The sequence below is a fragment of the Ruegeria sp. AD11(2025) genome (assembly GCF_056542405.1).
The window spans coordinates 1-4,013 of record NZ_JBQFZU010000073.1 but is presented as its reverse complement, the minus strand read 5'-3'; the positions used below and the strand labels follow the sequence as shown (position 1 = coordinate 4,013).

Genomic DNA, 4,013 nt, shown 5'->3' with positions numbered 1-4,013 from the left:
GTCGCTCAGCCTTAACAATTCGATATCACCGCCTCGAAGCATTTGACGCCTGGAATGCCGCCACTCGAGCTGCTTGAAGTCCGGGCATCAGCATTCCTTGGTGGGTCGGAAGTTAACGTGACAACACCCCATCGCGCGCTCCAGCCCCAAGGCCATCGATAAAGCCCCAAAACCCAACGCCCCTGCTCTGATCGACGATTGGGGGCCAGCCGATAGGCTTGGTGAGTTTACAGCTGTAAACACTGACGAAGAAGACGATAGTTTCGAAAGCTTGATGTCGAGCATACAAGACGGTGGCCAACAAGTTCCCATTCTTGTCAGAAAATCAAAATCCGACGGTCGGTACGAGGCAATTTATGGGAGAAGGAGACTCAAGGCCTGTCGTGAACTCGGCATTAAAGTCCGCGCTAATGTTCAGGATATCGACGATGCTTCAGCGCTTCTCGCCAAGGGGCTTGAGAATGCTGCGAGACGCAATCTTTCTTTCTACGAGAAAGCACGTTTCGCCGAGGCGATCCTGACTTCAGGGCATGGCACTGCAACGGTGCGGCAAGTATTGAACCTTTCGAAATCAGGGCTGTCCCACCTGACAAAAGTTACGCAACATGTTCCTGCAACGATTGGTGACATGATAGGCGCAGCCCCAAAATCTGGCCGCCCAAAATGGACCGTGCTTGCAGAACACTTCATTGCAGGCAAGCTAGCGGAAGAAGAAGCTGCAAACCTGCTAGAAACCATTGAGCCATCAATGTCGTCAGATGATCGGCTGGAAATGCTCCTTAAAGCAGCTGCCAAACGTGGTGCACGACAAAGAGAAGGTGCAGCCGAAGTCAGCCCAATCGAAGGCGTTACAATCAAATCCTCCAACGGATCACTAACTGTTTCAGTCAAAAGAACTGGAGCTAACGCCGGCTTCGCTAGCTGGTTGGACAAAAACATGGCTGAAATCATCAAGCGCTCACACGCTGAGTTTACAGCTGTAAACGCCGAGAAAAAGAACTGAGGACGAGCAGAAAGGAGGAAGGCAAACAAACAAAACCCCCGAAACCGGAGCTTCGAGGGCTGCTGCGCAAAGCGCAATTCTTAGATTAGACACCTAGAATCTAGCAGCACCCGAATCGCCACACAAGAAAAAACGCTCTTGAGCGAACGGGTAAATTTTGTCTGCCAATAGATAATCATGAAAACACTAACAGCATTGGCTCCAAATGGAGCAACCTTGTCGGGAACGGCAGGGCAGGGGAGTAGTACGCCCAAAAAATGGATACTTCTTCGCGCCGTTGAAGAGGCCAGAGAACCTCTTGGGTTAAAATCCACAACTCTCAATGTCCTGAGAGCGATGATTTCTTTTGTGGGCGGTGATCAGATTACTGCGGACCAAGATGATCATCACATTTGTTTCGCCTCCAACGCGGCGATCGCCAAACGAACTCATGTCAGCGTACAGACCGTTGAGCGCCATATTTCGGCTCTGGTTGAGCTTGGACTTATCCGTCGCGTCATGAGCGCAAATGGAAAACGTTGGGCACGTCGGAACCGACAGGGCAGGGTGGTCACTGCAACTGGGCTCTCCCTGATGCCCTTGTCTGAACGGCACGCTGAGTTCATCCAGGAAGCCCAGAGGCATGCTGATCGAGTTCTGGAGTTCACTGTACTCCGCGACAAGGTTTCGGCCGCTCTGGCACGCCTCAGGGAGCTCCTAGCAGACGACACCAAAATCTCGGGTTTGATGACCACCGTACGCAATGCTCTGCGTCGCAAACCAGATGCGAATGTGCTCAGCGAGCTGCTGGCAGAAATCTCTGTGGAAATCTCCGAGATAACACAGACAGATACAGAAAATTTGAGGGCCAGTGACAGTGAAATTGAGGGGCACAAAGAGGACTCTTTGAATCCGGAAGTTAAGAAAGAAAAACTTTCTCAGATTCAAGTTTCTCCAGACCAAATGGAGCGCAGTTTTCCACGGCTATGCTCAGAACTACGCTTTGCAAAAGATCAGCACCACTGTGATCGGCTTATGGATGATATCGCCGAGTATCTACGGCTTGGCCAAACCTGGTATGCAATGAAATCAACGTTTGGCCCAGCTATTCGCTTCGTTGTTCTCGGATACATTTTTCAACGTGCTGAGAACATACAGTCTCCAGGGGCTTACCTGATTTCTTTGCTGGCTAAGATCGAAAAGGGAGAGTTGTCTCCAAAGGCAATGCTCTCGCGGACCTCCAATGCTACCTAAATTTTGGGAAACAGGATGAAATTTACCGTTTTCAACCTACACCTCCAATCGATGATCGGATTGAAGAATTTGAAAAAGGTGAGCAATAGGATTGACCTCTATAAATCACAGACCCATAAATAGTGAGCTATAGAAAGAAGGCTTATACCTCACGATGTGGAACTGGCAGAACACTGACTGGCCGACCTTTCGTTACGACGCCACAAGACTCGAACCATACGAGCAACAGTTTCTGTTGTCCTCAGGGGAAGTTATTGGAGCGGTTCATCATGTGAACACATCGGATCGAGATCAATTGCGTATCGATCTGCTAAGCGAAGAAGCAATGAAAACCAGCGCGATCGAAGGTGAGATGCTGGATCGGCTCAGCGTGCAATCTTCCTTGCGTAGGCATCTTGGATTGGCTCCCGACAGCTATCCATCCAAACCGCGCGAGCAGGGCGTTTCAGAGATGATGGTGGATGTTTACTCCACCTATTCGGAGCCGCTATCACATGGCACCCTGTTTCGGTGGCATGACATGCTTCTGTCTCATGACAGGCATCTGGAAAAGATTGGATCATACCGGAGCCACGAAGATGCGATGCAAATCGTCTCAGGCCGCTTAGACCGCCCAACGGTGCATTTCGAAGCGCCGCCCTCGCATCAGGTGCCGACTGAAATGGATCATTTCGTAACCTGGTTCAATCGGACCGCACCAAATGGTCCCGAACCATTGCGCGCACTGATCCGGGCCGGATTGAGCCATCTGTATTTCGAGAGCATTCACCCCTTTGAAGACGGCAATGGTCGGTTGGGCAGGGCGCTGGCGGAAAAATCCCTGGCGCAAAATATTGGTCAGCCAAGCCTGATTGCCCTTGCTTTCACGATCGAGCGAGAGCGGAAGGCATATTACGACCAACTCGAACGTCATCAAAAGACGCTAGACGTGACACCATGGCTTATCTGGTTTGCAGAGACAGTCCTTACAGCACAGCAGGTGACGCTTGAGCGGGTCGGCTTCTTTATTGCCAAGACGCATTTCTATGACAGGCATCGTGATCAATTCAATCCCCGCCAAGGCAAGGTAATCGCACGTTTGTTTAAGGCTGGACCGGAAGGGTTCAAAGGCGGGCTGAGCGCCGAGAACTATATTTCGATCACAGGAACGTCGCGCGCCACGGCGACGCGGGATCTGCAGGATCTGGTAGAGAAAGGTGCTCTGAGCCGAACGGGTGAACTTCGGTACACGCGATATTGGTTAAAGCTGGATCGGGACGGGTAGGGGGCTGAAATACGGCACGAAGGGAGGGAAGCGGAAGTTCGCTGCGATTGCGAACTGAAATGACAGCATCTGCGTTAGCGGACCTTGGCGAATGAGTTGAAGCGGGACTGCAAGATCGCACGAGCATCAAATGGAGATTGACGAAGTTGGGACCAAACGCCTACGCAAGTACCGAGGTTGTAGACTTCACTGCAGCCATGGATGCCGGGATATTCGGCATCAATGGAGAGACTGGTGCTGGCAAGACGACCATATTCGACGGCATCTCTTTCGCCCTGTTCGGACAGTCATCGGGAGCAGAACGCTCGGCAGAGGACATGGTATGCCACCACGCCCACGCGGCGGATCTCACTAAGGTCGAGCTCGTCTTTGATCTCGGGACCGAAACTGCCCGCCAATTTCAATGATGCATAACTATCCAGAAAGTTTGCGACATGTATGGACATCCCCCTTTGGGCAAGAAGAATCTTTGGCTGGTAATTCGCGTAGCCAGGTGCTGACATGTATGCGGCC

At 51.6% G+C, this 4,013-nt stretch carries 4 protein-coding genes and 1 pseudogene; 4 read left to right on the top strand and 1 reads right to left on the bottom strand.

The annotated features are described in order from the left end of the window. Nucleotides 1-130: 130 nt before the first annotated feature. The 4 genes and pseudogenes from repB to ACR1XY_RS24145 all read left to right on the top strand — a co-directional run. Nucleotides 131-1,003: a plasmid partitioning protein RepB gene (repB, locus tag ACR1XY_RS24160; RefSeq protein WP_480597297.1), complete on the top strand. Its 873-nt coding sequence runs from the start codon at nt 131-133 to the stop codon at nt 1,001-1,003. Nucleotides 1,004-1,180: 177 nt separating this feature from the next. Next, a complete protein-coding gene (locus tag ACR1XY_RS24155) occupies nt 1,181-2,236 on the top strand; it encodes a helix-turn-helix domain-containing protein (protein ID WP_480597295.1) in 1,056 nt (351 codons plus the stop codon). Nucleotides 2,237-2,390: 154 nt separating this feature from the next. Continuing rightward, on the top strand, nt 2,391-3,500 hold the full coding sequence (locus ACR1XY_RS24150; RefSeq protein ID WP_480597293.1) for a DUF4172 domain-containing protein: 1,110 nt from the start codon (nt 2,391-2,393) through the stop codon (nt 3,498-3,500). Nucleotides 3,501-3,697: 197 nt separating this feature from the next. Further along, nucleotides 3,698-3,784 (top strand): annotated as a pseudogene (locus ACR1XY_RS24145) (AAA family ATPase); the annotation flags it as partial. A gap of 3 nt (nt 3,785-3,787) precedes the next feature. On the opposite strand, the gene ACR1XY_RS24140 reads toward ACR1XY_RS24145, so the two are convergent. Next, nucleotides 3,788-4,013, bottom strand: a 226-nt coding sequence (locus ACR1XY_RS24140) for a hypothetical protein (protein WP_480597300.1), incomplete at its 5' end; no start/stop codon positions are given.